The sequence below is a fragment of the Mesorhizobium sp. B2-4-7 genome (genome assembly GCF_006442685.1).
In the GTDB taxonomy this organism is placed as follows: Bacteria; Pseudomonadota; Alphaproteobacteria; order Rhizobiales; family Rhizobiaceae; genus Mesorhizobium.
The window spans coordinates 298,784-325,433 of sequence record NZ_VFVH01000003.1; the positions used below are offsets into that span (position 1 = coordinate 298,784).

The 26,650-nt window shown below is 64.0% G+C and carries 28 protein-coding genes and 1 tRNA gene; 11 read left to right on the forward strand and 18 right to left on the reverse strand.

Going from position 1 to position 26,650, the window contains the following annotated elements; translation table 11 throughout:
* Window positions 1-16: 16 nt before the first annotated feature.
* From deoA to FJ946_RS11605, 6 genes are all read right to left on the reverse strand, one after another.
* Window positions 17-1,336, reverse strand: a complete 1,320-nt coding sequence (gene deoA / locus FJ946_RS11580; RefSeq protein WP_140566132.1) for a thymidine phosphorylase — start codon at window positions 1,334-1,336, stop codon at window positions 17-19.
* A complete protein-coding gene (locus FJ946_RS11585; RefSeq protein ID WP_140522472.1) occupies window positions 1,336-2,142 on the reverse strand; it encodes a purine-nucleoside phosphorylase in 807 nt (268 codons plus the stop codon). The genes deoA and FJ946_RS11585 overlap by 1 nt, the downstream gene beginning before the upstream one ends.
* Window positions 2,139-2,531: a cytidine deaminase gene (cdd, locus tag FJ946_RS11590; protein WP_140522725.1), complete on the reverse strand. Its 393-nt coding sequence runs from the start codon at window positions 2,529-2,531 to the stop codon at window positions 2,139-2,141. Before cdd ends, FJ946_RS11585 begins: the two co-directional genes overlap by 4 nt.
* A 65-nt stretch (window positions 2,532-2,596) precedes the next feature.
* On the reverse strand, window positions 2,597-3,568 hold the full coding sequence (locus FJ946_RS11595; protein WP_140496358.1) for an ABC transporter permease: 972 nt from the start codon (window positions 3,566-3,568) through the stop codon (window positions 2,597-2,599).
* Between the two features lies 1 nt (window position 3,569).
* A complete protein-coding gene (locus tag FJ946_RS11600; protein ID WP_140513733.1) occupies window positions 3,570-4,709 on the reverse strand; it encodes an ABC transporter permease in 1,140 nt (379 codons plus the stop codon).
* The gene (locus tag FJ946_RS11605) at window positions 4,706-6,238 is read right to left on the reverse strand and encodes an ABC transporter ATP-binding protein (RefSeq protein ID WP_140566353.1); all 1,533 of its coding nucleotides are present in this window, start codon (window positions 6,236-6,238) and stop codon (window positions 4,706-4,708) included. Before FJ946_RS11605 ends, FJ946_RS11600 begins: the two co-directional genes overlap by 4 nt.
* Before the next feature lie 213 nt (window positions 6,239-6,451).
* Between FJ946_RS11605 and FJ946_RS11610 the strand changes: the two genes are divergently transcribed.
* Window positions 6,452-6,661 carry a SlyX family protein gene (locus FJ946_RS11610; RefSeq protein WP_140513732.1) on the forward strand — a complete coding sequence of 70 codons (210 nt, stop codon included), beginning with the start codon at window positions 6,452-6,454 and terminating at the stop codon, window positions 6,659-6,661.
* Window positions 6,662-6,678: 17 nt separating this feature from the next.
* Window positions 6,679-7,065 (forward strand): hypothetical protein, encoded by a 387-nt coding sequence (locus FJ946_RS11615; protein ID WP_140566135.1) that lies wholly within the window; start codon window positions 6,679-6,681, stop codon window positions 7,063-7,065.
* Here FJ946_RS11615 and FJ946_RS11620 read toward each other — a convergent pair.
* The 4 genes from FJ946_RS11620 to FJ946_RS11635 form a co-directional block, all read right to left on the reverse strand.
* Complete coding sequence (locus FJ946_RS11620; RefSeq protein WP_246673085.1) at window positions 7,060-7,500, reverse strand: GNAT family N-acetyltransferase; 441 nt, start codon at window positions 7,498-7,500, stop codon at window positions 7,060-7,062. The genes FJ946_RS11615 and FJ946_RS11620 overlap by 6 nt on opposite strands.
* 107 nt (window positions 7,501-7,607) lie before the next feature.
* Entirely contained in the window at window positions 7,608-8,597 is a 990-nt protein-coding gene (locus FJ946_RS11625; RefSeq protein WP_140496350.1) for a BMP family ABC transporter substrate-binding protein, read from the reverse strand.
* A gap of 194 nt (window positions 8,598-8,791) precedes the next feature.
* Entirely contained in the window at window positions 8,792-9,109 is a 318-nt protein-coding gene (locus tag FJ946_RS11630; RefSeq protein WP_140513730.1) for a hypothetical protein, read from the reverse strand.
* Between the two features lie 130 nt (window positions 9,110-9,239).
* Complete coding sequence (locus tag FJ946_RS11635) at window positions 9,240-9,989, reverse strand: hypothetical protein (protein WP_246673086.1); 750 nt, start codon at window positions 9,987-9,989, stop codon at window positions 9,240-9,242.
* 375 nt (window positions 9,990-10,364) lie between these two features.
* Here FJ946_RS11635 and FJ946_RS11640 point away from each other — a divergent pair.
* From FJ946_RS11640 to FJ946_RS11680, 9 genes are all read left to right on the forward strand, one after another.
* Window positions 10,365-10,454 (forward strand) — tRNA-Ser (locus FJ946_RS11640).
* A gap of 202 nt (window positions 10,455-10,656) precedes the next feature.
* The gene (locus FJ946_RS11645; RefSeq protein WP_140566138.1) at window positions 10,657-10,881 is read left to right on the forward strand and encodes an alkylphosphonate utilization protein; all 225 of its coding nucleotides are present in this window, start codon (window positions 10,657-10,659) and stop codon (window positions 10,879-10,881) included.
* Between the two features lie 428 nt (window positions 10,882-11,309).
* Window positions 11,310-11,399, forward strand: a complete 90-nt coding sequence (gene kdpF / locus FJ946_RS11650) for a K(+)-transporting ATPase subunit F (protein ID WP_015315765.1) — start codon at window positions 11,310-11,312, stop codon at window positions 11,397-11,399.
* 22 nt (window positions 11,400-11,421) lie between these two features.
* Window positions 11,422-13,122 (forward strand): potassium-transporting ATPase subunit KdpA, encoded by a 1,701-nt coding sequence (gene kdpA / locus FJ946_RS11655; protein WP_140566140.1) that lies wholly within the window; start codon window positions 11,422-11,424, stop codon window positions 13,120-13,122.
* Between the two features lie 12 nt (window positions 13,123-13,134).
* Window positions 13,135-13,365 carry a hypothetical protein gene (locus FJ946_RS11660; protein WP_224518924.1) on the forward strand — a complete coding sequence of 77 codons (231 nt, stop codon included), beginning with the start codon at window positions 13,135-13,137 and terminating at the stop codon, window positions 13,363-13,365.
* Entirely contained in the window at window positions 13,362-15,455 is a 2,094-nt protein-coding gene (kdpB, locus tag FJ946_RS11665; RefSeq protein ID WP_140566143.1) for a potassium-transporting ATPase subunit KdpB, read from the forward strand. The genes FJ946_RS11660 and kdpB overlap by 4 nt, the downstream gene beginning before the upstream one ends.
* Before the next feature lie 12 nt (window positions 15,456-15,467).
* Window positions 15,468-16,037 (forward strand): potassium-transporting ATPase subunit KdpC, encoded by a 570-nt coding sequence (gene kdpC / locus FJ946_RS11670; protein ID WP_140566145.1) that lies wholly within the window; start codon window positions 15,468-15,470, stop codon window positions 16,035-16,037.
* Window positions 16,038-16,090: 53 nt separating this feature from the next.
* Window positions 16,091-18,817 (forward strand): sensor histidine kinase KdpD, encoded by a 2,727-nt coding sequence (locus FJ946_RS11675; protein ID WP_140566148.1) that lies wholly within the window; start codon window positions 16,091-16,093, stop codon window positions 18,815-18,817.
* Window positions 18,814-19,506 (forward strand): response regulator transcription factor, encoded by a 693-nt coding sequence (locus tag FJ946_RS11680; protein WP_140560272.1) that lies wholly within the window; start codon window positions 18,814-18,816, stop codon window positions 19,504-19,506. Before FJ946_RS11675 ends, FJ946_RS11680 begins: the two co-directional genes overlap by 4 nt.
* Window positions 19,507-19,522: 16 nt before the next feature.
* Here FJ946_RS11680 and FJ946_RS11685 read toward each other — a convergent pair whose 3' ends face one another.
* From FJ946_RS11685 to FJ946_RS11720, 8 genes are all read right to left on the reverse strand, one after another.
* A complete protein-coding gene (locus FJ946_RS11685; RefSeq protein ID WP_140560273.1) occupies window positions 19,523-20,959 on the reverse strand; it encodes an MFS transporter in 1,437 nt (478 codons plus the stop codon).
* 179 nt (window positions 20,960-21,138) lie between these two features.
* Entirely contained in the window at window positions 21,139-21,621 is a 483-nt protein-coding gene (locus FJ946_RS11690) for a DUF992 domain-containing protein (RefSeq protein WP_140513722.1), read from the reverse strand.
* 73 nt (window positions 21,622-21,694) lie between these two features.
* Window positions 21,695-22,702 carry a hypothetical protein gene (locus FJ946_RS11695; RefSeq protein WP_140496337.1) on the reverse strand — a complete coding sequence of 336 codons (1,008 nt, stop codon included), beginning with the start codon at window positions 22,700-22,702 and terminating at the stop codon, window positions 21,695-21,697.
* A 9-nt stretch (window positions 22,703-22,711) separates the two neighbouring features.
* Window positions 22,712-23,722, reverse strand: a complete 1,011-nt coding sequence (locus FJ946_RS11700; protein ID WP_140566150.1) for a hypothetical protein — start codon at window positions 23,720-23,722, stop codon at window positions 22,712-22,714.
* 415 nt (window positions 23,723-24,137) lie between these two features.
* Complete coding sequence (locus tag FJ946_RS11705) at window positions 24,138-24,614, reverse strand: DUF992 domain-containing protein (RefSeq protein ID WP_140522452.1); 477 nt, start codon at window positions 24,612-24,614, stop codon at window positions 24,138-24,140.
* 201 nt (window positions 24,615-24,815) lie between these two features.
* Window positions 24,816-25,658 carry a tetratricopeptide repeat protein gene (locus FJ946_RS11710; protein WP_140496334.1) on the reverse strand — a complete coding sequence of 281 codons (843 nt, stop codon included), beginning with the start codon at window positions 25,656-25,658 and terminating at the stop codon, window positions 24,816-24,818.
* A gap of 141 nt (window positions 25,659-25,799) precedes the next feature.
* Window positions 25,800-26,066: a 30S ribosomal protein S21 gene (gene rpsU / locus FJ946_RS11715; RefSeq protein ID WP_010911429.1), complete on the reverse strand. Its 267-nt coding sequence runs from the start codon at window positions 26,064-26,066 to the stop codon at window positions 25,800-25,802.
* Between the two features lie 179 nt (window positions 26,067-26,245).
* On the reverse strand, window positions 26,246-26,632 hold the full coding sequence (locus tag FJ946_RS11720) for an SET domain-containing protein-lysine N-methyltransferase (protein ID WP_140496333.1): 387 nt from the start codon (window positions 26,630-26,632) through the stop codon (window positions 26,246-26,248).
* Window positions 26,633-26,650 lie beyond the last annotated feature (18 nt).

Here is a 26,650-nt window from a genome sequence, read left to right on the forward strand (position 1 = left end):
TCGGGGCTGGGTCATATCAGCCACGCGGCAGGATGCGCCGGATGACCGACTTGTCGGCAGGCGGCTTGGAAGCGCCGATCGCATAGGCCGAAAGCACCGTTGCCGCCGCGGCTTCGGCGTCGGACACCGAGCGGGCATGGACCAGCGCCAGCGGCTCGTCAGCTCGAACCTCGGCGCCGACCGGCAACAGCCTGGTGATGCCGACCGCCGGGTCGACCTTGTCGTCTGGTCGGGTGCGGCCGCCGCCCAGCCCGACCACGGCAAGGCCGATATCGCGCGTGGCAATGCCGGTGACGAAGCCGTCCGCGATCGCTCTCACCGCGTGTTCCGTTGGCGCAACGGGCAAATATCGTTCCGGCTTGTCGATGAAATCGGCGGGGCCGCCGAGCACCGTCACCATGCGCGCGAAGGTGGCGGCGGCGCGGCCGCTGGCAAGCGTTTCGGTGGCCCGCCGCATGCCGTCCTGGTTGGACGGCACCAGACCCGCCGCCTGCAGCATTTCGGCGGCGAGCGCCAGCGTCACATCCTCCAGGCGCCGGTCGCGAAGGCGGCCGGTCAGGAAATCGACGGCGTTGCGCACCTCGACCGCATTGCCGGCGGCCGAGGCCAGCGGTTCGTTCATGCCGGTGATCAACGCCGAAACTTTTAATCCGGCGCCGCTTGCGACTTCGACCAGGCTGTTGGCGAGCGCCGTCGCGTCGCGCGACTTCTCCATGAAGGCGCCATTGCCGACCTTGACGTCGAGCACCAGCGAGCCCAGGCCCGCCGCCAGTTTCTTCGACAGGATCGAGGCGGTGATCAGCGGCACCGACTCCACGGTTCCGGTCACGTCACGGATGGCATAGAGCCGGCGGTCGGCCGGCGCGAGGTCCGCGGTCTGGCCGATGATGGCGCAACCCGCTTCCAGCACGGCCCTGCGAAACAGCGCGATGTCGGGCTGGCTGGCGTAGCCGGGGATGGAATCCATCTTGTCCAGCGTGCCGCCGGTGTGGCCGAGGCCGCGGCCGGATATCATCGGCACATAAGCGCCGCAGGCAGCGACGATCGGCGCCAGCATCAGCGAGACGTTGTCGCCGACGCCGCCTGTCGAATGTTTGTCCGTGACCGGGCCGGGCAGGTCCGACCAGTCGAGCACGTCGCCGGAATCGCGCATGGCCAATGTCAACGCCACGGCCTCGTCGCGGCTCATGCCGTTGAAGAACACCGCCATGGCGAAAGCCGCGACCTGGCCATCGGTGACGGCGCCATCGGTTACGCCAGCGATGAAGTCGGCGATTTCGCGCGCCGGCAGTCTGTGGCCGTCACGCTTGTGGCGGATGATTTCCTGCGGAAGCATCAGTTCTCCAACAGTCCGTCGCGGAACACACGCTTTAGGATCGTCGCCAGCCGCGCGCCGCCGACCGGGGCCATATCCTTGGTCTCCTGGTGCGAAAGCTCGGCTCCGGTCATGCCGGCGGCAAGATTGGTGATGATCGAGCAGGCGGCGACACGCAGGCCAAGGAAGCGGGCAAGGATGACTTCCGGCACGGTCGACATGCCGACCGCGTTGGCGCCCATGATGCGCGCCATGCGGATCTCGGCCGGCGTTTCGAAGCACGGGCCGGAGAACCACATGTAGACGCCCTTGTGCAGCGCCGTGCCGGTCGCCTTCGCCGCCTGTTCGATCGCCTTGCGGATGCCGGCATCGTAGGCTTCGGTCAGGCCGACGAAACGGCGATCGCTCGGCTCGCCGATCAGCGGGTTGGTGCCGGAGAAATTGATGTGGTCCGATATCAGCATCACCGAACCCGACCCCATCTCCGGATCGACCGAGCCGGCGGCATTGGTGAGGATCAGCTTGGTGATGCCGGTGCCGGCAAGCACCTCCAGCACCGGCCGCATCGCCGCCGCGTTGCCGTGCTCGTAATAGTGGGCGCGGCCCGACAGCATCAGCACCGGCGTGCCGGCAAGCAGCCCGACCACCACCTCTCCGGCATGGCCGGAAACGCCGCTTCTGGGAAAGCCGGGCAGATCGGCATAGGAAACACGGATCGGGTTCTCGACCTGGCTGACCAGCCCTCCCAGGCCAGAGCCCAGCACCAGCGCCGTGGTCGGCGCCAGGCCGTCCAGCCGTTCGATCAGATGGTCGAGCGCTTCCTTCATTTCAGCATGTCGCCGCGAAAGCCGTAAGGCAGCATGTCGCCCATGGTCACGGTTTCGGCGACGCCCGCATTGTCGCAGAGATAGAGTTTCGTTTCCGGACGGCAGAATTCGGCCAGCCGCTGCCGGCAGCCGCCGCAAGGCGAGCATTTGGCCATGCGCTCGGCAAGGACGGCGATTTCCATGATCTTGCCGCCGCCGCCCATGATGTAATGGCCGAGCGCCGTCGTCTCGGCGCACCAGCCTTCCGGATAGGAGGCGACCTCGATATTGGCGCCCGTGAAGACGCGCCCGTCCTCGGTGCGAAGTGCGGCACCGACCGGAAATTTCGAATAGGGGGCATAGGCCTTGGCCATGGCAGCCTTCGCCGCTTCGAATAATTCATGCGACATTTCGGTGTTCTCTCCGATGATCTTGTCCATAAGCCGGCGCGCCTTTTGCGTCGCGCCCTCGATCCTCAGCGTTCCTTGACATAAGGCACGCCGCCGGCGCGCGGCGGGATCGCCTTGCCGATGAAACCGGCGAGCAGGATGACGGTGAGAATATAGGGCAGGGCCTGCATGAACTGCACCGGCACCTTGCCGATGAGCGGCAGCGGCGAGCCTTGCAGGCGGATCGACAGGGCGTCGAGGAAGCCGAACAGCAGGCAGGCGAACATGGCGTTGACCGGCTTCCACTTGGCAAAGATCAATGCGGCCAGCGCGATGTAGCCCTTGCCGGCGGTCATGTCCTTCACGAAGCCGCCATTCTGCACCATCGACAGATAGGCGCCGGCGACGCCGGTCAGGATGCCGGTGCAGATCAGCGCCCTGTAGCGCAGCCAGGCGACCGAGATGCCGGCGGTGTCCACGGCGGCTGGGTTTTCGCCGACCGCGCGCAGCCGCAGCCCGAAGCGCGTGCGAAACAGCACCCACCAGGTGAACGGCACCATCGCGAAGGCGAGATAGACCAGTATCGAGTGGCCCGACAGCAGTTCCGAATAGATCGGCCCGAGAAACGGCACGTCGCGGATCGTCTCGGCGCCGGGCCATGTGATCGCCTCGAACCGCTCGGCTGGTTCCAGCGCCGGCGTGCGCCCGCCTTGCTGGAACCAGGCCTGGCCGAGGATGATGGTCGAGCCGGCGGCGATGAAGTTGATCGCCACGCCGGAAACGATCTGGTTGCCGCGATGGGTAATCGAGGCAAAGCCGTGGATCATCGCGAACGCGACCGAGATCAGGATCGCCATGCCCAGTCCGAGAAAGGCCGAATGGAAGACCGACGCGGCCGCCGCACCGGCGAAGGCGCCGACCAGCATCTTGCCTTCGAGGCCGATGTCGAAGATGCCGGCGCGTTCCGAATAGAGGCCGGCCAGGCAGGCGAGCAGCAGCGGCACCGAGAGGCGGATGGTGGAGTCCAGCGTCTGGACGATGGCGTTGAAGGTGTCCATCTCAGGCGCCTTTTCCCTTGACCGCTTCCATGCCGACCGACCTCGGGCTGAGCGAGGCGAACAGCGCCTGGATGTAAGGCCTGAACATGTGTTCGAGAGCACCGGCGAACAGGATGACCAACCCTTGGATGATCACGATCATGTCACGGCTGATGGCAGGCATCTCGAAGGCGAGTTCGGCGCCGCCCTGGTAGAGCATGCCGAACAGGATGGCCGCCAGCACGATGCCGACAGGGTGCAGGCGACCCATCAGCGCCACGGCGATGCCGACGAAACCGGCGCCGCTGACGAAGTCGATCGCGACATTGTGCTGGTCGCCCATCACCGGGTTGAGCGCCATCATGCCGGCGAGCGCACCCGAGATCATCATGGCGGTGATGATGATGCGGGTTTCGGAAATGCCGGCATAGCGCGCCGCCTTTGGGCTGTGGCCGTAGGTGCGCATCTCATAGCCGAGCTTGGTGCGCCAGATCAGCAGCCAGACCAGGAAGGCCATGAGCAGCGCGAGCAGGAAGGAGATGTTGAGTGGTGCCGAGCGGATCTTGGCGCCGAACAGCTCGATGACCCAGTTGAGTTTCGGCAATTCCGCGCCCGCCAGGAAGTTGCGCGTCTGCGGCGCCTGCGAGGCTGCCGGTTTCAACGGGCCGACCAGCAGGTAGACCATGATCGAAGCAGCGATGAAGTTGAACATGATGGTGGTGATGACGATGTGCGAGCCGCGCCTGGCCTGCAGATAGGCGGGGATCAGCGCCCACAAGGCGCCCACGGCCGCCGAAGCCACGATGGCCAGCGGAAATGTCAGCCACCATGGCAGCACGCTGTCGAAGGAGAGACAGACGATGGCGATGCCAAGGCCGGCGATGTAGGCCTGCCCCTCGGTGCCGATGTTGAACAGGCCGCAATGCGCTGCCACCGCCACCGAAAGCCCGGTGAAGATGAAGGTGGTGGCATAGAAGAGGGTGAAGGCGATACCTGTTCCCTTGCCGAAGGCGCCCTCGACCAGGATGACGGCGGCACGGAACGGGTTCTCGCCGACCAGAAGCACGACGAAGCCCGCGACGATGAAGGCCACAGACAGATTGATCAGCGGGATCAGCCCATAGTCGGCCCAGGCCGGCAATTTGGCATAGGGCGTGCTCATTGCGCCGCCTCCTGGCGGTCAACACCCGCCATCAGCAGGCCGAGCTCGCCCTCGCTCGCCTCCGGGCCGCGTTCGCCGACGATGCGGCCGGCAAACATGACCAGGATGCGGTCGGAGAGCGAGCGGATCTCATCGAGCTCGACCGACACGACCAGCACGGCCTTGCCCTGGTCGCGCATGGCGATCAGGCGCTTGTGGATGAACTCGATGGCGCCGACGTCGACGCCGCGCGTCGGCTGGCCGACGATGAGAACGCCGGGGTCCTGTTCGATTTCGCGCGCGAGCACGATCTTCTGCTGGTTGCCGCCGGAGAAGTTGGCGGTCTTCAGCCGTGGATTGCCGGGGCGGATGTCGTATTTCTCGATCTTGTCCTTGGCATCGGCAACGATGGCATCGATGTTGAGGAAGGGTCCTCTGAGGTAGCGGGGATCGTCATGATAGCCGAGGATGGAATTCTCGTTCTCCTCGAAGGCCAGCACCAGCCCGACATGATGGCGATCCTCAGGCACATGGGCGAGGCCGCGGTCGCGCAGTTCGCCGGGATCGGCCTTGCCGGTGAGATCGATCGGCTTGCCCTCGAGCATCACCGAACCGGAAACGGCGTGCCTGATGCCGGAGATCGCCTCGAGCAGTTCGGACTGGCCGTTGCCGGCGACACCGGCGATGCCGACGATCTCGCCGGCGTGCAGGTCGAAGGAGATGTCGTCGACCATGGTGACGCCGCGGGAATCCTTGACCGTCAGGTTCTTGACCGCGAGTTTTACCGCGCCGGCTTCCGCTTCGCCCTTCTCCACCCGCAAGAGCACGCGGCGCCCGACCATCAGCTCGGCCAGTTCCGCGACGGTGGTCTTCTTCGTTTCCCTGGTCGCCACCATCGTGCCCTGGCGCATCACCGAAACCGTGTCGGTGATGGCCATGATCTCGCGCAATTTGTGGGTGATCAGCACCACCGTCTTTCCCTGCTCCTTCAATTGCTTGAGGATGCGGAAGAGGTGGTCGGCCTCGGCCGGCGTCAGCACGCCCGTCGGCTCGTCGAGGATCAGGATCTCGGCGCCGCGATAAAGCGCCTTGAGGATCTCGACGCGCTGCTGCAGGCCGACCGGCAATTCCTCGACGATGGCGTCGGGATCGACCTCGAGGCCGTATTCACGCTCCAGCCGCTCCAGTTCGGAACGCGCCTTGGCGATGCTTTTCTTCAGCAAGGCGTCGCTTTCGGCGCCCAGGATGACGTTCTCCAGGACCGAGAAATTGTCGACCAGCATGAAATGCTGGTGCACCATGCCGATGCCGAGCGCGATCGCATCGTTGGGCGTGGTTATCGATGCCGGCTTGCCGCCGACGCGGATCTCGCCGCTGTCGGCCTGGTAGAAGCCATACAGAATCGACATCAGCGTCGACTTGCCGGCGCCGTTCTCGCCGACGATGCCGTGGATGGTGCCGCGCGCGATTTCCAGGTTGATGTCGCGGTTGGCGCGCACGGCGCCAAAGCTCTTGTTGATGCCAATCAGTTCGATTGCGGCCAGTTCAATCGCGGCATGCGCCATGCAGCCTGTCCCACTCTTATTTTTTTATCGCTTGGTCAAAATGCCTAGCATGACGCTCCGCCCGTGCCAATTGGCCGGAGCAGCGTCCACTCTCGACAAATCCCGGCGCGCTTGTCAATTTCGAACGTGGCCGAAGCTCTCATATTCGCTAATATGGCAAGCCGATTTGACACTGCGCGCGACACCTGAGGACTTTGCATGACCATGCCCGCCGACCGGCTGACGACGCTGGAGATCCGCTCCGCCGAGCAGGAGAAGACCATCGAGGAACTGTCCGGCCAGATCGCCGAGCAGTGGAAGGTGATCGAGCGCATGCAGCGCAAGCTCGACGCGCTGACCGACCGCTTCCTGGCGCTGGAGGAACAGGCGGCACCCGACGTGCCGGTGACCAAGCCGCCGCACTGGTAGGGGAGGGAAGCCGAGCGATGGCCAGCGATCGCATCGCAAGAGCCGGCGACTACGTGCTTGGCCTGATGAACGATGCAGAGCGCGAACGGGCCGAGCGCGATCTGGAGATCGATCCCGCCTTTCGCGATGCCGTGGTCCAGCTTGCTGAGCACCTGCATGTTTTCGACCGCACCGAAGCCGCCGGTGGCGCGGAGCGCTGGCGGCAGATCACGCAACACCTCGCCGAACTGCCGCAGATGCGCCCGCCCGGCGATGACGAGGCGAAAACTTCGGTGGTAATCCGCAAGCTGGAACGCCAACCCTACGGCGTCGGCATGCACGCGCTCGGCGGCCGGCGCGGCGCGGTCATCGCCATCTTGCTGATCGCGGTTTTCGTGCTCGGTTATCTGGTGGGCCAGCTATAGCCGAAGCTCACACACCATTAGCAGCATTGGGTGACCGTCCTGTTCAAACGGCTCGACGACTACCCAACCGAGCCCAGCATAGAAATCACGCGCTTCCCACGTATAGAGATAGAGTCGCTCCGCACCGATTGACGCCGCATGTGCTTCGATGGCCCGGACCAGTGCGCCACCGATCCCTTTGTTGCGGTGGTTGCGATCCACGACCAAGCCGGCAAGCCATGGCGTCAGGTCGTGCGAAGGTTCCAATTCGTGGCGAACCAGCAGGCATGTGCCAACCGATACTTCGCCGATCCGGGCCACAAGCGCCGTCTCGAAGCCGTCCCCGGCCAACAGCCTGCGGAGCCCGGCGGCATCCTCGTCCGGGGTCCTTGCGCTACCCTCGAAAAAGGCGGCAACCCGCAATCGTGCCATCGCCTCGACGTCGCTTTCGGTCATGGGTTCTATCATCGGCGTCACTCTTGCCTCGGTGCATGTCATCAAGGTCTTCCAAAAACAAAACCGCCGGGACAAGGCCCGGCGGTTCGAAACTTAGTGCTTACCGATCAATACGGGCAGGCGTTGTCGGCGGTGTAGTCGTGCACCTCGACCTTGCCGGCGATGATGTCGGCCTTGGCCTTCTCGACCGCCGCCTTCATTTCGTCGGTCACCAGCGCCTTGTTGTTGTCGTCCATGGCGTAGTCGACGCCGCCTTCCTTGAGGCCGAGATTTTCGACGCCACCCTTGAAGGTGCCGTTCTTGCCGTCCATGAAGGCGGTGTAGACGGCAACGTCGACGCGCTTCAGCATCGAGGTCAGGACCTTGCCGGGCTGGAGGCCGTTCTGGTTGGAATCGACACCGATGCCGAGCTTGCCGGCATCAGCCGCCGCCTGCAGCACACCGACGCCGGTGCCGCCGGCGGCCGCATAGACCACGTCGGAACCCTGGTCGATCTGCGTCTTGGCGATCTCGCCGCCCTTGGCCGGGTCATTCCAGGCGGCCGGCGTGTCGCCGGTCATGTTCTGGATGACGTCGGTCGCGCCTGCCGATTTGGCGCCGCCGACATAGCCGCATTCGAACTTGCGGATCAGCGGAATGTCCATGCCGCCGACGAAGCTCACCTTCTTCGTCTTGGAGGCCATCGCCGCCATGATGCCGACGAGATAGGAGCCTTCATTCTCCTTGAATACGAGCGAGCGGACATTGGGCAGGTCGACGGCATCGTCGATGATGGCGAAGTTGAGGTCAGGATATTCGGTCGCGACCTTCTTAAGCGCATCCTCCCAGGCGAAGCCGGCCATGACGATCGGGTTGTGGCCGTCCTCGGCGAAGCGGCGCAACGCCTGCTCGCGTTGCGAAGCGTTGGACACTTCGAACTCGACATAGGGGACGCCGGTCTCGGTCTTGAACTTTTCGGCGCCATGGTAGGCCGCCTCGTTGAAGGATTTGTCGAACTTGCCGCCGAGATCATAAAGGATGGCCGGCTGCACATCCGCGGCGAAAGCCGGAAGAACCATTGCAGTTGCGGCCAGAAGGCCGAGAACGATACGTTTCATGTGATCCACACCCTGTCGGTTATTTTTTTCCGTTACGCCCCGCCCGCCTGCCCGGTTCTGCGGCATGCGCGCGACGTCAGGCAGGAGTGTATATTCCCCTCCCGCTCAGCGGCAATCTGGCACGGCCCGAAACAAAATTCACGTGGAATTTTGACCTTTTGGAAAAGCATGGCGGGGTGCGATGCCCGTGCCCTTCAGGCGAACTGCCCGGTGCGCCGCTGCCGCCTGTAGCCGATGGCATAGAGCAGCAAGGCCAGCACCGCGAACACGGCAAAGCCCGGCTGGTTGAGCACCCAGGCGATGGCGCCGTCCCATAGCAGCGGGCCGGCCTTGGCGCGAACGAAGCTTTCAAAGGCGGCGCGCGTGTCGGGCGACACGGCCAGCCAGCTTGCATTGAGCGGGGTCAGCACCAGTGCCGAGGCGGCCACCGTGCGTGTCGTGTCAAGCACCGCCATGATGACCGAAATCGACAGCGCGACCATGGCCGCGAGACGAAAGACGAAGCGAAACATCAGAGACCTTTCCCCTGGCCGATCCTCAACATCTTCCCGAGGATCTCCGGCGGTGTTCCGAAATGAGAAATAGAGCGCATGGGCCCCGTTCGCAATCACGGCACGCGAATTGAATCGCGGCCGACGCAGCCTAGCCGGCCGGCCTGCGCTTGCGCCGGTTGGCGAGCCAGACGGCGAGAATGCCGCCGGCAATGGCGCCGACCACCAGCCCGGCCAGGCCGATGAATGCGGCGAAGTAGCCGCACGCACCCTCGAAGCAACTCACGTCGGTGACATCGGCGATGAGCGAACCGGCCAGGAAACCGCCCACCGCGCCGACGACCGCGCCGAGGATGATGCCGAGCAGCGCGGCGACAATGGAAACGAAGACCGACGGCGCTTCGGCTCGCGGCTTGGCATAAACGGTCTCGGCGCCGGAGCCGCGGCGCAACAGGTAGATGCAAAGCAGGCCGATGGCGATCTCGGCGGCGGTGATGGCCAGGCTTCTGGCGGAGAAGACGAAGCCCGGCACGGCAAGTGCGTAAGCGTGACTTGCCAGCAGCCATATGATCGTGGCGGCCTGCCAGATGGTGAAGTGGCTGGGGAAGCGCGCCGAACGGCCGAAGGCGAGGCCGAGCAGGTAAAGTCCCCATAGGATGGTGATGACGTCGGCGACGAGCCCGCTGAAGAGGAAATAGAAAACGGCGTCCGGCAGGCCTGAACTCCCCACCAGCCACAAGGCCGACGCCAGCCAATAGACCGACAGGGCCATAACGATAACCAGCCAGCCCACCGGGACATAGGAAAGTCCGCTGTCCAGATGTCGGGCCGGGATCTTTCCCTCGGCCGGTGGCTGTCCGTTGTCCGGCCTACCGCCCGGAATTCCGCTGCTTGACGTCATGTTGCGACGATGCCCCCCGCAAAGCCTTTCGGACACTCGACAGGCCGCTCGGGACGAAGTCAAGCGCGGCTGGCCTCGCAGCCTTGCCCGTGCACATCATCAAGCAGCGATTGAAGTGGCGGGACTCCAAACGGACGTGCCGGCGGCCCCCATGAACGCCGTGTGGCCGGCAAAGCGAATTGACCGCCGTTATGGCTTGGCATTCGGCGCCGGATCGACTAGATGAGCCCCGCGCCTGTTGCTTCGACGGCTCAGGTGCGGGCAGGGCGTCCGCTGGTTGGCGGCGCCCGGTGCGGGCAGTTCCGCACGCATCCCCAAAGGGAGAGCATCTCCCCAACCCGCGCGGCGAAACCGGCCGACGCGAAAGGCAAGGACGGAGAGGTGGCCGAGTGGTTGAAGGCGCACGCCTGGAAAGTGTGTTTACGGGAAACCGTAACGCGGGTTCGAATCCCGCTCTCTCCGCCATCCTGCTTCGCTCTTCGAGCTTCGCAGGATTGGCTCAATCGACGACGCGAAGCAGGATGCCCTCCGAAGCTTCAGCGTAGGAGGGCAGGGTCATCAACCTTGCCGACCGGCTTGCACGATTAAAAAAGCAGCTGTCCGCACACGACCCGGTTTTGGAATTCCTGGTGATCTGGTAGTGGTAATCCCGATCACAGGAGATGGCATGCCGGACGATGTAATGGTGCGCGACAGCAACGGCGCTCAGTTGAGTGACGGCGATTTCGTTACGCTGATCAAGGACCTCAAGGTCAAGGGCACTTCGGAGACGATCAAGCGGGGCACGTTGGTGAAGAACATTCGCCTTAACGGTAATCCCGGTGAGATCGAATGCAGTACCAGGCAAGTGAAGGGCCTCGTGCTCAAAACCGAGTTCGTAAAGAAGGCGTGACCCTCAAGGCGGTCGAGCCGCAGGGGTAGAATGCGTTTACCGGCGGCGAGCCGTTTCGTCGGCCAACCTGTTACCCCTTACGACTGACGATATCGCTGGAGCGCCAGGACGCGTTCACCACTTCAAACTCATTCCGCCGAAAATCTTTATAAGATTCCTATTTCTTTCCGCTTTGCCCCGTCTCGAACCTTTATGGCGATCGGGACCATATTCCGCTTTGAGAAAAACGTCAGACGCCGCCACCAATCCAAGTGGGCGGGGCGTTTTCATGTAATCGCCGAGCTGCTTCGAGCGGGCGCAAAGTGGAAAAGTGAAAGCAAGGAACAAGCACAATGGACATCGTTGTTCTCGGGATAGCGGTTTTGTTTTTTGCCCTGTCCTTCGCTTACGTCAAAGCCTGCGACAGAATTTGAGCGGAAGATCGGACCATGCTTGTCGATTACATCCTCGGTGGCGGCGTGACGTTGTTCCTGCTCGCCTACCTGACATACGCACTGATCCGCCCGGAACGCTTCTGACCGGCGCACGGAAAGCCAAATCATGACTATCAACGGATGGATACAGATCCTCCTCTATTGCGGGATCCTGGTTTTGCTCGTGAAGCCGCTGGGCGGCTACATGCATCGCGTCTTCACCGGCGACCGCAGCTTGCTGTCGCCGGTGCTCGGCCCCGTCGAGCGGGGCCTTTATCGCCTGGCCGGAACCGGCGACCAGGAGCAGCACTGGACGGGCTATGCCGCCGCCATGCTGTTGTTCAACCTTGCCGGTTTCCTGGCGCTCTATTTCCTCCAGCGCCTGCAAGGCGGCCTGCCCTACAACCCGGCCGGCATGAGCGCGGTCGAACCGGGGCTCGCCTTCAACACCGCGGCCAGCTTCATGACCAACACCAACTGGCAGAACTACGGCGGCGAGAGCACGATGTCCTATCTCGTGCAGATGGCCGGCCTCACCGTGCAGAACTTCCTGTCGGCGGCCACCGGCATCGCCATCGCCATGGCGCTGATCCGCGGCTTTGCCAGCGCTTCCGGCAAGTCGATCGGGAATTTCTGGGTCGATATGACCCGTGCCACGCTCTACGTGCTTTTGCCGCTCTGCGTCGTGCTCACCCTGGTCTATGTCTGGCTCGGAATGCCGCAGACGCTGGGAGCCTATGTCGGCGCCACCACGCTCGAAGGCGCGCAGCAGACCATCGCCGTCGGGCCGGTCGCCTCGCAGATCGCCATCAAGATGCTCGGCACCAATGGCGGCGGCTTCTTCAACGCCAATGCCGCGCATCCCTTCGAGAATCCGGACGCCATCTCCAACCTGATCCAGATGCTGTCGATCTTCGCCATCGGCGCTGCCTTGACCAACGTCTTCGGCCGCATGGTCGGCAACCAGCGCCAGGGCTGGGCGATCCTGGCCGCCATGGGCGCGCTGTTCATCGCCGGGGTTGCCGTCTGCTATTGGGCGGAAGCCGCGGGCAATCCGCTGGTCTATGCGCTGGGCATCGACGGCGGCAATATGGAAGGCAAGGAAACCCGCTTCGGCATCGCGCTCTCGGCGCTGTTCGCGGTCATCACCACGGCGGCCTCCTGCGGCGCGGTCAATGCCATGCATGACAGTTTCACCGCGCTCGGCGGCATGATCCCGCTCATCAACATGCAGCTCGGCGAAGTCATCGTCGGCGGCGTCGGCGCCGGCTTCTACGGAATCCTGATGTTCATCCTGATCGCCGTCTTCGTCGCCGGCCTGATGGTCGGGCGCACGCCCGAATATCTCGGCAAGAAGATCGAGGCCAAGGAGGTCAAGATGGCGATGCTGGCGATCCTGTGCCTGCCGCTGGCGATGCTGACCTTCACGGCCATCGCGGTGGTCCTGCCGAGCGCCGTGGCGTCGATCGCCAATGGCGGTCCGCACGGCTTCTCCGAGATCCTCTACGCCTATACGTCGGCGGCGGCGAACAACGGCTCGGCCTTCGGCGGCCTCACCGGCAACACGCCCTGGTACAACATCACGCTGGGTCTCGGCATGCTCATGGGCCGTTTCCTGGTCATCATCCCGGCGCTCGCCATCGCCGGCTCGCTGGCGGCGAAGAAGACCGTCTCCGCCTCGGCCGGCACGTTCCCGACCGACGGCCCGCTGTTCGTCGGGCTGCTGGTCGGCGTCATCGTCATCGTCGGCGGCCTGACCTTCTTCCCGGCGCTCGCCGTCGGGCCGATCGTCGAGCATCTGGCCGCCATCCACGGGCAGACATTCTGAGACGGAAGTGTCTTGGCTGAAACGGAAATGTCCTGGTTCAACAACAGGCATCGCAACGATCGCCATCCCGCCGACAACGGAAAGGAGGAACGGCCTCCTCCTTTCCCCACCATGTCGACATTCCTCGGCATCGCCGCCGTCATGATCGTTCTGTGGTTGCTGGCCTACGGGCTTCCGCATCTTCTTTCGGCATCCGACCGCTCGGTGCCGTCCAACAACACCGAAGCTGGAGCTTCAAAATGAGCCAGTCGAAATCAGCCAGCATCATGGATGCCGGCATCCTGTGGCCCGCCATCGGCGGCGCCTTCAAAAAGCTGAACCCACGCACATTGGCCAGGAACCCGGTGATGTTCGTCGTTGCTGTCGTCTCGGCGCTGACATCAGTGCTTTTCGTCAAGGACCTCGCCAGCGGCGGCAGCAATCTCGGCTTCACCATCCAGATCATCATCTGGCTGTGGTTCACCGTGCTGTTTGCCAACTTCGCCGAAGCCGTCGCCGAAGGCCGCGGCAAGGCGCAGGCCGATTCGCTGCGCAAGGCGCGCACCGAGACCCAGGCCAAGCTCCTGACCGGCGAGGACCGGACGAAATTCAAGCTGGTGCCCGGCACCAGCCTGAAGGTGGGCGACGCCGTGCTGGTCGAGGCCGGCGACATCATCCCCTCCGACGGCGAGGTGATCGAAGGCGTGGCTTCGGTCAACGAGGCGGCGATCACGGGCGAATCGGCGCCTGTCATTCGCGAATCCGGCGGCGACCGCTCCGCGGTCACCGGCGGCACGCAGGTGCTCTCCGACTGGATTCGCGTGCGCATCACCGCCGCCGCCGGCCACACCTTTCTCGACCGCATGATCTCGCTGGTCGAGGGCGCCGAGCGCCAGAAGACCCCGAACGAGATCGCGCTCAACATCCTGCTGGTGGGCATGACGCTGATCTTCGTGCTGGCCACCGCTACCATCCCGAGCTTCGCTTCCTATTCGGGCGGCTATATCCCGGTCACGGTGCTCGTCGCTTTGTTCGTGACCTTGATCCCGACCACTATCGGTGCGCTTTTGTCGGCCATCGGCATCGCTGGCATGGACCGTCTGGTGCGCTTCAATGTGCTCGCCATGTCCGGCCGCGCCGTGGAGGCCGCGGGCGACGTCGACACGCTTTTGCTGGACAAGACCGGCACCATCACACTCGGCAACCGCCAGGCGACCGAATTCCGCCCGGTGAAGAGCGTCACCGAGCAGGAACTGGCCGATGCGGCACAGCTTGCCTCGCTCGCCGACGAAACGCCGGAAGGCCGCTCGATCGTCGTGCTGGCCAAGGAGAAATACGCCATCCGCGCCCGCGACATGGCGACACTGCACGCCACCTTCGTGCCCTTTACCGCGCAGACCCGGATGAGCGGCGTCGACATAGACGGCTCCTCCGTGCGCAAGGGCGCGGTCGATTCCGTGCTCGCCCATGTCAACCAGACGACATCAGCCAGCCACGCAACGCGCCCGAACAGCGATACGATCAGGGATCTCCAGGCGATCGCCGACGAGGTCGCCAAATCGGGCGGCACGCCGCTTGCGGTCGAGCGCGACGGACGCCTGCTCGGCATCGTGCACCTCAAGGACATCGTCAAGGGCGGCATCCGCGAGCGCTTCGCCGAGCTGCGCAGCATGGGCATACGCACGGTGATGATCACAGGGGACAATCCGATGACGGCGGCGGCCATCGCGGCCGAAGCCGGCGTCGACGACTTCCTTGCCCAGGCGACGCCGGAGGACAAGCTGAAACTGATCCGCGACGAGCAGGCCAAGGGCAAGCTGGTCGCCATGTGCGGCGACGGCACCAACGACGCGCCGGCCCTTGCCCAGGCCGACGTCGGCGTCGCCATGAACACCGGCACGGTGGCGGCGCGGGAGGCCGGCAACATGGTCGACCTCGACAGCGATCCGACCAAGCTGATCGAGATCGTCGAGATCGGCAAGGCGCTGCTGATGACGCGCGGTTCGCTGACCACCTTCTCTATCGCCAATGACGTGGCCAAGTACTTCGCCATCATCCCGGCCATGTTCGCCGTGTTCTACGTCGCACCCGGCCACACCACAGGTCCGCTGCAGGCGCTCAACATCATGCATCTGGCGACGCCGCAGAGCGCCATCCTGTCGGCCATCATCTTCAACGCGCTGATCATCATCGCGCTGATCCCGCTGTCGCTGCGCGGCGTCAAATACCGGGCGATCGGCGCCGGGGCCCTGCTCAGCCGCAACCTGCTCGTCTACGGCCTGGGCGGCATCATCGTGCCGTTCGTCGGCATCAAGATAATCGACATGGCCGTCACGGCCCTCGGTCTTGCATAAGGGATCATTCCGATGCTCAAGCAAATCAGACCCGCGATCGTCATGATCGTCTTCTTCACCGTGCTGACCGGGCTCATCTATCCCATTGGCATGACCGGCGTCGCCCAGGCGCTGTTCCCGAAACAGGCCAATGGCAGCCTGATCGAGAAGGACGGCAAGGTGGTGGGTTCGGAACTGATCGGCCAGGCCTTCGCCAGCGACCGCTATTTCCACGGCCGGCCCTCGGCCGCCGGCAATGGCTACGACGCCGGCGCCTCCAGCGGCTCGAATCTCGGCCCGACCAATCCCAAGCTGATCGAGCGCATCAAGGGAGACGCCGGCGCGCTGAAGGCCGAAAACCCCAATGCGCCGGTTCCGATGGGCCTGGTCACGACATCGGGCAGCGGGCTCGATCCTGATATCAGCCCCGACGACGCTTATTTCCAGATTCCACGTGTCGCCAAGGCCAGAGGCATCGATGAAGCCAAGGTCAAGGCGCTCGTCGACAGCCATGTCGAGGACCGGGAGCTCAGCGTCCTGGGCGAGCCGGTGGTCAATGTGCTGGCCCTCAACCTCGCATTGGACGACACAGCCAAGCAATGAAGGACAGCGCCGGGGATCGACACCGTCCCCGGCGCCGTTCAAACTGGATGCCGATGCCGGACGAGAGAAGCAACGTCGAAAACAGACCTTCCCCCGACGCGCTGCTCGAGCATGCCGAGCGCGAGGGCCGCGGGCGTCTGCGCATCTTTCTGGGCGCGGCACCGGGCGTCGGCAAAACCTATGAAATGCTGATGTCGGGACGCGCCAGGCTGGCCGACGGCATCGACGTGGTGATCGGCGTGGTCGAGACGCACGGCCGCAAGGAAACCCTGGCCCTCGTCGAGGGCTACGAGGTCATTCCGCGCCGCCCGGTCGAATACAAGGGACGCACCCTCGACGAGATGGACATAGACGCCATCCTGGCACGCCGCCCGGCACTGGTCCTGGTCGACGAACTCGCCCACACAAACGCGCCCGGCAGCCGTCACCCCAAGCGCTATCTCGACGTGCAGGAAATCCTGGCGCGCGGTATCGACGTCTACACGACGCTCAACATTCAGCATGTCGAAAGCCTGAACGACGTCGTCGCCCAGATCACGCGGGTCAGGGTGCGCGAGACGGTTCCCGATTCCATCATCGACCGGGCCGACGACGTCGAAATCATCGATCTGACACCCGACGACCTGATCAAGCGGCTGGAGGAAGGCAAGGTCTATTTCCCCAATACCGCCCAGCGCGCCATCGAGAACTATTTCTCGCCCGGCAACCTTACGGCGCTGCGCGAGCTGGCGCTGCGCCGCACCGCCCAGCGTGTCGACGAACAACTGCTCAACCACATGCAGTCCCATGCCATCCAGGGCCCATGGGCGGCGGGGGAAAGGGTGCTCGTTTGCCTCGACGCGCGTCCGGGCGGGGCGGCGCGCGTGCGCTATGCGCGCAGGCTGGCCGACCGGCTCCGCGCGCCATGGACGGCGCTTCATGTCGACACGCCTCGTTCGGCCGCCATGTCGGAAGAAGAGAAGGACAGGCTGGCGAACCATCTGCGCCTCGCCGAGCAACTCGGCGCCGAGGTGACGACCATTCCGGGCCAGAACGTCGCGCAGGACATCGTGCGCCATGCGACGGCGAACAATTTCACCCATATCGTGGTCGGCAGGCCGACCCGGTCGCGCTGGCGGGAATTGATCGAGGGCTCGCTCACCTATGATCTGATCCGCAATGCCGGCGACATCAGCGTCCATGTCATCTCGGGAACCGAGCGCGATACCGACGCAGCATCGAGAAAGGTCAGGACGGCGGCCGAGCAGCGGCCGTTCCAGATATGGCCGTATCTGTTCGCCACGGCCTATGTCGCGGGCTCGCTGGCCGTCGGCACGGTTCTCGATCAGTTCCTCGACGTGCGCAATCTGGCGATCGTGCTGCTGCTGGCGGTGCTGACATCGGCGGTGACGTTCGGACTCTGGCCGGCCTTGTACGCCTGTTTCCTGAGCGCCCTTGCCTTCAACTACTTCTTCCTCGAGCCGCGCTACACGCTGACGATCAGGGATCCCGAGAGCATCGTTGCGTTTGCCGTCTTCCTCGTCGTTGCCGTCATCGCCAGCAACCTGACGGCGCGCGTGCAGCGCCAGGCCGTCGCCGCCCGCTCACGCGCGCGGGCCACGGAGGACATCTACCTGTTTTCCAAGAAACTGGCTGGCGCCGGTACGCTCGACGACGTCCTGTGGGTCACGGCCTTCCAGATCGCCTCCATGCTGAAATTGCGGGTCGTGCTGCTTTTGCCCGAAAACGGCGCCATCACCGTCAAGGCGGGCTATCCGCCCGACGATACGCTGGCCGAGGCCGATATCGCCGCGGCCCGCTGGGCCTGGGAGCACGACCGCGCCGCCGGCCGCGGCGCCGATACGCTGCCCGGTGCGAAGCGGCTCTATCTGCCGCTGCGCACCGGGCGCACGGCGGTCGGCGTGGTCGGTCTCGACAACGACAAGCAGGGTCCGCTGCTGACGCCCGAGCAGCAGCGGCTGCTCGACGCGCTGGCCGACCAGGCGGCGGTCGCCATCGAGCGCATCCAGCTCGTCGCCGATGTTGACCGTGCCAAGCTCGCGGCCGAGGCCGACAGGCTGCGCTCGGCGCTGCTGACCTCCATCTCCCATGATCTAAAGACGCCGCTCGCCGCCATCATGGGCGCGGCCGGCACTCTCAGGGAGTTCGCACCTGATCTGCCCGAACAGGACCGGACGGAGCTGCTGTCGACGGTGGTCGACGAAGCGGAACGGCTGAACCGCTTCATCGCCAATCTGCTCGACATGACCAAGATCGAATCCGGTGCGATGGAGCCGAACTATGCGCTGCACTATGTCGGCGACGTCGTCGGCACCGCGCTCGATCGCGCCCGCAAGATCACCAGCGAGCACAAGATCGAGGTCGATATTCCGCCCGACCTGCCGATGCTGAAGCTCGACCCTGTGTTGTTCGAGCAGGTCCTGTTCAATCTGCTCGACAATGCGTCGAAATATTCGCCGCCCGGCTCGACGATCCGCCTGCAGGGCTGGACCGACATCGGCTCCGTCGTGCTTCAGATCATGGATGAGGGATTGGGCATCCCTCCGCAGGATCTTGAGCGCGTGTTCGATACTTTCTACCGGGTGCGCAAGGGCGACCAGGTGCGCGCCGGCACCGGGCTCGGCCTGTCGATCTGCCGCGGCTTCATCGAGGCGATGGGCGGCACGATCTCGGCCGCCAACCGGACCGACCGTTCGGGTGCTGCCTTCACCATCAGGATGCCGGTGCCGGCGGAACTGTCCGGCAATCGCATCGGCTCCAGCGCGGATCAGCCTCGATGACCAATTCGAACGTCAGGATACTGGTCGTCGATGACGAGCCGCCGATCCGCAAGTTGCTCCGGGTCGGCCTCGCCAGCCAGGGCTACGCGGTCAGCGAGGCGCCGAACGCCAAGGCGGCTATCGAGCTGATGGTGCAGGAAAAACCGGATCTCGTGCTGCTCGACCTTGGCCTGCCCGGCATGAGCGGCCATGAACTGCTGCGCAAATGGCGCGACGACGGCCTCGATATCCCGGTGGTCATTCTCTCCAGCCGCGCCGACGAGGCCGGCATCGTCGACGCGCTCGAACTCGGCGCCGACGACTACATCACCAAGCCGTTCGGAATGAACGAGCTGGTGGCGCGCATCCGCGTGGCACTGCGGCACAAGTTCCAGCAGCAGGGCGAGAGGCCGGTGTTCCAAACCGGTGATCTCAGCGTCGACCTGGTCAAGCGCATCGTCAAGGTCGGGGGCAAGGAGGTAAAGCTGTCGCCCAAGGAATACGACATTCTGCGCATTCTCGTGCAGTATGCGGGCAAGGTTCTCACGCACCAGTTCCTGCTGAAGCAGGTGTGGAACGATTCGACCGACGTGCAGTATCTGCGGGTCTATGTCCGGCAGTTGCGGCAGAAGATCGAGAAGACGCCGGACCAGCCGCGCTACATCACCACCGAGACCGGCGTCGGCTACCGCCTGCGCGAGGTAGAATAAGCGTTGCCTGGCCTGATTAGCCGACAGCTTCCGGCAGCCGGTTCGCGGCCGTCGATGTGCGCAAGGCGGCGAGGCAGCCAATGATGCCGAGCGGCACGAAGGCGAGGAATAGCCAGGTCGCCACATCAGCCGCCGCGTCCCGGTTCAGGCCTTGCGAAAAGCCGCTGGCATTGGCGACGATGCCGGCAAGGGCGGCACCCACCGCATAGCCGATGCGTTGCATGGTCGGCACCGCGGCCGAGGCGATGGTCTGCTCATCACCCGGCGCGGAGGCCACGATGACGCGCGTCAGGAACGGCCAGGCAACGCCGAAGCCGCCACCCTGCAAAAGGGCGCATACCAGGATCAGCGGGATCGAGCCTGCCGGGATGGTGTAGGCGAAACCAGCGAGGCCGGTGGCGATCATCAGGGCGCCGATGACGATGATCGATCTCTCACGCTCCTGTGGCGCGTTGGCGACAAGGATCGACAGGATCGACCAGGCGATCGATTCGGCGGCGATGATGTAGCCGGTGGTCAGGAGCGGAACGTGGTGCAGCGTGGTCAGAAGCAGCGGGCCGTAAATGGCAAAGGAACAGGTCGCCACCGAGAAGGCGGCGACCATGGTCATGCCGCTGCCGACCGGCGTGCGCCACGAGAACAGCCGCGAGGGGAAAAGCCGCGATTTCGGCTTCAGCGCATCGATACGGAAGAACAGCACAAGGCCGATCAGGCCGAGCACCATCAGCAGCGACGAGCGCAGAAGGGCGATATCGACCCCCGCCGAGGCGATCAGCACGACGGCGACGGCAAGGCAGCCAAGCGCTATGAGCGGGAAGGGTGGTGCCTTGCCCGCGCCGGCGCTCGGCCTCGTCGCTTCCGGCGTGTCGAGCACGACGAAGCTCGCCAGCGCCATCGCCGCACCGCCGAACACGAAGATGCCGAACGCCCAGCGCCATGACAGAAGCTCTGTCATGATCGCGCCAAGCATCGGCCCGCTGAAGGCGGCGACGCCCCAGATCGCCGACATGATACCGAAAAGCTGCGGCCAGATGGCCCGCGGAAACAGGCGCTCCACCGAGACGAAAGCCAGCGACACCAGCGCGCCGCCGCCCAGGCCCTCGATCAGGCGCCCGGCCAGGAACAATTGCATCGAGGGCGCGGTGGCGCAGATCAGCGCGCCGGCCGCGTAAAGCAGCGCCGCGACCACCATGTTGGTGCGCAGCGCCACATAGCTGACCAGCCGTCCGGCCGCGGCACCGGCGACGATGGCGCCCAGTTCATAGATCGCCAGCGACCAGCCGACGAGTTGCACGCCCGCCAGTTCGCCGATCATGGCGGGCATGACGGTCGCCACCATCGTCTCGTTGGTGGCGTGCAGCAGGATGCCGAGGCTGATGAAGCAGAAGCGCGCGAGATCGCCGCTCGCCCACAATGCGCGCCAGTCGACCCTGTTTGTGCTGATGTCGGTCACTTCGGTCCCTCGAATTTTCATATCCCGATCAAACGCATGGCGCCAGGAGCCAGCTCGGGGGTCCGGCAGGACCATGGTCGGATGGGTTTGTAGAACCTCAACCAAGCTTGAGCTCAAGCGATTTTTTTGGACATGTTCGTGGATGCCCGCACCCCTGGCTGGCCGGCATCGCCGGCCAATCAGTTCTCCGTGCTGCGCAGCTGGAACTGGCTGACACCGATGGCGAAATTGATGCCGGTCTGGGTCTGCAGGCTGAGCGGCTGCAAGGTGAAGGACTGCGAGGAGCCGCCAACCAGCAGATTGGCCCCGGCGCCGACGGTTGCCGTCACCTCGGCGCTGGCGCCGACATAGTCGCCGGCCAATGCGCCCGGCGCGTAGATGTTCTTCAGCGGCGTCAGCACCAGCCATCGCATCACCGCCTGCTTGGTCGTGCCGATGTCGAGGCCGTATTTGTTGACCGCGCCGAAATAGGCTTCCGGCGCGAAAGTCTTGTCGGCAGGGGTGAAGGTGCAGCTCAGATCCTTGCTCGAGCCGAAGATGAAGCCGGTGCCGCCCGATATGGCGCATTCAAGTGTGCCGAGCTCGATGCCCTGGTCCTGTGCCTGGGCCAAGGCGGGGCTGGCAATGGCAACGATGGCAGCAAGGATCATTTTGCGTGTCATGGGCCCCTCGTGCATTCGCTGCAGCCATCTTTGAGGAGCAGATGACACTGCTTCGCGAGCGAAGGATGCCAGGTCAGTGCACGGGGTCCGGTCGGTGATCGTCGGGCTTTGGCCGGCAACCGTCTATGGCGGGATGTATCGTCCACTGGTTCTGAGGCTCCTGCTGGGATGCGACGGTCAATGGCGATCCTGCCGTCTCAACGGCTTCACACCAGCGCGCGGGGCTGCCGTCGGGAACCGGGGATTCGTTCCAGCTGCCGTTCCAGGTGCCGATCTTCTGACAGTGCTTGATGGGATGGATTTCGTTCCAGCCGTCATGTGCCGAATCGTAGACCCACGTTCCCTTGACGAACAGGATGTCCGCGCCGCGGCGCGTCGGATCGTTGACGTGAAGATCGCCGAGATTCTCGTCGAGATCCGTCGGATTGGCTGTGTCGAGCAGGCCGACTATGCCGCCTATGATGACGATGACCGCCGCGATGAGCGACAGGACCGCGCAGGCGATCCAGCCGAAGAAGGGAATGGCGCAAGCAACCGCGGCGGCCGTGGCGACTGGAATTGCGGCAAGGCAGGCTATCATGAGGTCGTAGACGCCGGCGCCTTCGAACTCGCAATGCAGCACCGCGGTCGGGTCGTCATTGGCCCATTGGCGCGCTTCCTGACCTTTCCAGTCGAGGCCCGCGCCCTGGATCGCAGGCGTGTTGGCGATCAGGCGTCCAAACGGCGCTATCTTTTCGGCCGTTGCCTGGTTGGTGAATTCGACGACATTGCCCGGCACCAGATTGAGACTGTAGTCGGTGTCGAACCGGTCCAGTCCCGACTTCTCCTCCGGCGGATCGACCTTGAGCAGCCAGCCCACCGCGCATTCGTCGCCACCGAGACAGATCAGCCGGTCGTACAGCCACCAGCGGCAATAGGCCAATATGGCCGCAAGCGCCACCAGCATGGCGGCCGGTCCGGGAAGGGCGCCCACAAGGATGAGCGGCAAAGCGACCACGGCCGCCGCAATGATCATCTGCCCGTATTGTTTGCCGTGGTGATTTCCGACCGATACGCATTTGGTGTAGTGCCGATAAGCCATGGCGACCCCCTATCGCTCGACATAGAGCGTCACGCCGCCGGCGAGGCCGCGGGCCGAGAAAGCATGAACGTTGATTGCCTTACGGCCGGTGAAACCGGCTGGCGGTTCAATATTGACAGTGACGGGGATTTCCTCACCCGGGGCAAGGTCCGCTTGTGCGGGCTCGAACGTGACAAGCCAGCCGGCGGGCAAAGGATGCGATTGACGGGTGTGGCCGACAGGCACTGCCGCGATGGTGCCGGGGAAGGTGCGCAAGGGCCGGCGACGCGGCCTCGGGCGAGGGCGCGGCTCACAGACCGGCAATTCAGGAATGGAATAGGCATCGGCCTCGAGACGAAATCCCATCCTCTCCCGCTCGCCATTGCGCAGGCGAAATTCAAATCTTGCGGGCGAATGGGCGACACCGACGGTGGTGTTGTCCTGGCCTAGGTTGTTGTTCGGGTTCGCATCGTCGAGCCAGTCGAGCAGGACCTGGATGCAATAGTGACCAGGCGCTGCCGGAGTTCGCCATTTGACCGACGCGAAAGCCGGATGGTTGGCCCCGCCCTTGACGCCGAGATCGGTCCTGGTCTCATCGATCCAATGCGACACCGTGCCGATGCCGAAACTCAGATAGGAGAATTTCACCGGCAGATCGACGACCGGGGCCTCGGTCGAGTTGTTCCAGATACGGGCGACGATTTCATATTCGGTGTCGGGCGCCAGCATATGTGGTGCGACAGGATTGCCACCGCTTCGGATCTCGATGTCGGGGTTGTCCCATGTGACGGCGAGGCCCTGGCCCATCAAATAATACTGCGCGTAGATCAGGGGATCCGGGCGTTTATAGGCGGGGTCGCTGATCTTGACGCAACGTTGCGGCCCGCTTCGGTCCAACCGATCGGGGAGCTTCATTCTTTCGCAGAGCAATCTGGCGAGGGCGCAGATCCGAGCAGCGATCTGGCGCAGGTTCGATGGCCACTCGGTGAACGCGTCGGCGAGCGCGTTCAGGAAATCCAGTACTTTGGGGAGCGGGTTCATGGCCAGTCCGCGGCCATTTCGTCAACGTCGCTGTCGACGCATGAAAAACCAGACAGCGGCAATCAAGAATGGTGCGAGTATCAGAAGAAGTTCGAAGGATCCCGACCCGCCATCGGGCGAAAATCCGAATAACTGCTCGATGAAATCCATCACGGCCTCCGGCAGCTGCAACAAAATTGCATTCGACGATGTCTTTACATCTGCCGGAGCTCGCGCGCATTTTCGCGCAGAGCCAGCAACATTTCCGGTTGGTAGCACAGAACGAGCAAGTCTTCCATCGGCAATAATTTCGATCTGCTAGCTTGGCCTGGTCACAGCAGTTCGCAAATGCAAAGCGCGCGGCGGAACCAAGTCCACCGCGCGCTATTTTGATCATCGCGCGGTTGCCGTCCGTGCCGAGAAGATCAACGTGCCGTTACTTGAGAGAGTGGATCAGCTCAAGCGAGGTCACGGCAACGGCCAGGTTGACGCCGGTCTGCGCCTGGACGCTGAGCGGCTCCAGCATGAAGGCGCTGTCGAAGCCGCCGACCAGCAGATTGGCGCCGCCGCCGGTCACGACGCTCGCCTCGGCATTGACGCCGTAATAGCTGCCGGCAAGGTCGCCCGCGTCGCGGTCACGGGTCGCGGCAAACACGGCCCAGGCGAGTTGGCCCTGGTGCGTCTTGCCAACATCGACGCCGAGCTTGGAGATGACGCCGGTGTAAATCTCGGCCGGACCGTGATGATAGGGGCGGAAGACACAGGACACGCCCTTGTTGGATGTCACGATGTAGCCGGTGCCGCCGTCGATGGTGCAGTCGAGCGTGCCGAGCTGCAATCTGCCGGCGCTTGCCGGTGCAACAGCGAACATGGTCGTGGCGAGCGCAGCGGCGCAGACGAGTTTCTTGGTCATGGGAGGTCCTTTCGCAAAACGCTTCAAAGTAACGGCTGGGTGGCCAGACCGTTCCGCTGAAACCTTGGCGCGAACAAGGCAGGCGATCACGGCTTGCAGCGGGGTCAGCGCGCGGGTGCCGGATTGATGGCGATCTGCGGCGATACGTGTCCTTTCGGACACGCATCCGACGCGTGTGGGCTTGGCCGGCCTTGCCTGATCTCAGCTGACGCGGGCGAGGCCATCCTTGGCAGGCTGGTAGGTGGGATCGAGCCGAACGGCTTCGCGGTAGGACTTGGCCGCCTTGGCCTTGTCGCCGCGCCGCTCGTAGATCAGCGCCTGGTTGGACCAGGCCTCGGCGTTCTTGCCGTCGAGCTTGATGGCCATGTTGAAATCGGAGAAGGCATTGTCCTCGTCATTGGTGGCGAGGTAGGAAAGGCCGCGGCCATTATACGGCTCGGCGGCGTCCGGGGCCAGCGAGATGGCGGTCGAGAAATCCTCGATAGCGAATTTGTGCTGGCCCTGGCTCTGATAGATCAGGCCCCGATTGTGATAGGCGCGGGCATCGGTCGTGTCGAGCTGGATCGCCTTCTGGAAATCGTTGAAGGCTTCCTGGGTGCGGCCGGCCTTCCGGTAGAGATTGCCGCGGCCGATATAGGCGGCATCGTAGTTGCCGTTGATCTGGATCGAGCGGTTGTAGTCCGCCAGCGCTGCTTCCTGATTGCCGAGGAAGCGCTGGATGAGCGCACGGTTCGAATAGGCCTGGTAGAAATTCGGGTTAAGCTGGATGGCCTGGTTGAAATCCTTGAGCGCCGCCTGGTACTGGCCGCCCCGGCCATAGGCCGAGCCACGCACATTGTAGCCTTCAGGATCCTGCGGATTGCGCTGAATCACCGCCGACAGCGATGAGATGTTCTCGCTCGACCCTTGCGCCTTGTCGATGTTGTTGAACTCGCCGGTCGGGCCCGAGGTCTGGCAGCCGGCAAGCATCAATCCGGAAAGCAGGGCTGTCGCCAGGGCAAAGCCACGAAATGTGGTTTTGCTCTCCACGCTGATTGCGTTCATGTCTGCCCTGTCCTCACTTGCCGCGTCATTCAGGTCCGGATCCCCCCTCCGGGCCGGGTCACATCAAAATAAAAAGGTGGCGGCGATTCCGCATCGCGCCACCCCTGGTATCCTTCGAAAAGGACGAAATATAGGCGTTAATCAGCGCGGCGGACGCGCTGCACCGGCGGCACCGCCGGCAGCCACCGGACGCGGCGTCATCGGCAGCAGGCCTTCGCGCTGTGCGCGCTTGCGGGCCAACTTGCGGGCGCGGCGAACGGCTTCGGCCTTTTCACGGGCGCGCTTCTCGGAAGGCTTCTCGTAGTGACCGCGCATCTTCATTTCGCGGAAGATGCCTTCGCGCTGCATCTTCTTCTTGAGAGCGCGAAGCGCCTGATCAACATTGTTGTCGCGGACGAGTACCTGCACGGGCAATCCTGTCTTTCGGGTTTGATATCAACAGGCAAGCGGCCATAGCCACTAGCCTCCGCGGCGATTTACACCACGAATTGTGGCGGCTGATAGCAGAATCACGCCGCGCTGTCCACAGCCGAAATGAACGGAGGCGGCCAATTCGCCCAGCGGGCGCTCGCAAGATAGGCAGCCAACTACGCGGTGGCCAGATGCAACCGCTCAAAATCCTCGAAGAATTCGCCATAGTCGCAGGTTATCTCTTCGCCCGCCGCTATGTCGCGGGTCGCGGTTGCCCCGCCATATTGCGAAAAGTCCGTGTTCGGCGTCGCCGAATGGTTCATGAAGCGGCCATTGTCGACCTCATAGACCACGAAGCCGGGCCGGTCGGGACTGGGATAGGCGTAGCGGTCGAGCAGTTCCCTGAGATGCGAGGGTGCCGCCTGGTATTTTTCCAGCGGGATCAGCCGGTCGAAATCCGGGTCGAGCCGCCAGATCGAGGCGCCTTTCCTGATTGGCTCGGCGGCGAACACGCCGACGCCCTCGATTGCGCTTTGGGCGACATAGGTTTTGATCAGCAGCATGGTTCCGGCCCGTTTCCA

Bases quoted from the DNA above. Each gene is read 5' to 3' on its own strand.
- deoA (WP_140566132.1), bottom strand. From the start codon at position 1,336: ATGCTTCCGCAGGAAATCATCCGCCACAAGCGTGACGGCCACAGACTG.
- FJ946_RS11585 (WP_140522472.1), bottom strand. From the start codon at position 2,142: ATGAAGGAAGCGCTCGACCATCTGATCGAACGGCTGGACGGCCTGGCG.
- cdd (WP_140522725.1), bottom strand. From the start codon at position 2,531: ATGTCGCATGAATTATTCGAAGCGGCGAAGGCTGCCATGGCCAAGGCC.
- FJ946_RS11595 (WP_140496358.1), bottom strand. From the start codon at position 3,568: ATGGACACCTTCAACGCCATCGTCCAGACGCTGGACTCCACCATCCGC.
- FJ946_RS11600 (WP_140513733.1), bottom strand. From the start codon at position 4,709: ATGAGCACGCCCTATGCCAAATTGCCGGCCTGGGCCGACTATGGGCTG.
- FJ946_RS11610 (WP_140513732.1), top strand. From the start codon at position 6,452: ATGACCATGCCCGCCGACCGGCTGACGACGCTGGAGATCCGCTCCGCC.
- FJ946_RS11615 (WP_140566135.1), top strand. From the start codon at position 6,679: ATGGCCAGCGATCGCATCGCAAGAGCCGGCGACTACGTGCTTGGCCTG.
- FJ946_RS11620 (WP_246673085.1), bottom strand. From the start codon at position 7,500: ATGACCGAAAGCGACGTCGAGGCGATGGCACGATTGCGGGTTGCCGCC.
- FJ946_RS11625 (WP_140496350.1), bottom strand. From the start codon at position 8,597: ATGAAACGTATCGTTCTCGGCCTTCTGGCCGCAACTGCAATGGTTCTT.
- FJ946_RS11630 (WP_140513730.1), bottom strand. From the start codon at position 9,109: ATGTTTCGCTTCGTCTTTCGTCTCGCGGCCATGGTCGCGCTGTCGATT.
- FJ946_RS11635 (WP_246673086.1), bottom strand. From the start codon at position 9,989: ATGACGTCAAGCAGCGGAATTCCGGGCGGTAGGCCGGACAACGGACAG.
- FJ946_RS11645 (WP_140566138.1), top strand. From the start codon at position 10,657: ATGCCGGACGATGTAATGGTGCGCGACAGCAACGGCGCTCAGTTGAGT.
- kdpF (WP_015315765.1), top strand. From the start codon at position 11,310: ATGCTTGTCGATTACATCCTCGGTGGCGGCGTGACGTTGTTCCTGCTC.
- kdpA (WP_140566140.1), top strand. From the start codon at position 11,422: ATGACTATCAACGGATGGATACAGATCCTCCTCTATTGCGGGATCCTG.
- kdpB (WP_140566143.1), top strand. From the start codon at position 13,362: ATGAGCCAGTCGAAATCAGCCAGCATCATGGATGCCGGCATCCTGTGG.
- kdpC (WP_140566145.1), top strand. From the start codon at position 15,468: ATGCTCAAGCAAATCAGACCCGCGATCGTCATGATCGTCTTCTTCACC.
- FJ946_RS11675 (WP_140566148.1), top strand. From the start codon at position 16,091: ATGCCGGACGAGAGAAGCAACGTCGAAAACAGACCTTCCCCCGACGCG.
- FJ946_RS11680 (WP_140560272.1), top strand. From the start codon at position 18,814: ATGACCAATTCGAACGTCAGGATACTGGTCGTCGATGACGAGCCGCCG.
- FJ946_RS11690 (WP_140513722.1), bottom strand. From the start codon at position 21,621: ATGACACGCAAAATGATCCTTGCTGCCATCGTTGCCATTGCCAGCCCC.
- FJ946_RS11695 (WP_140496337.1), bottom strand. From the start codon at position 22,702: ATGGCTTATCGGCACTACACCAAATGCGTATCGGTCGGAAATCACCAC.
- FJ946_RS11700 (WP_140566150.1), bottom strand. From the start codon at position 23,722: ATGAACCCGCTCCCCAAAGTACTGGATTTCCTGAACGCGCTCGCCGAC.
- FJ946_RS11705 (WP_140522452.1), bottom strand. From the start codon at position 24,614: ATGACCAAGAAACTCGTCTGCGCCGCTGCGCTCGCCACGACCATGTTC.
- FJ946_RS11710 (WP_140496334.1), bottom strand. From the start codon at position 25,658: ATGAACGCAATCAGCGTGGAGAGCAAAACCACATTTCGTGGCTTTGCC.
- FJ946_RS11720 (WP_140496333.1), bottom strand. From the start codon at position 26,632: ATGCTGCTGATCAAAACCTATGTCGCCCAAAGCGCAATCGAGGGCGTC.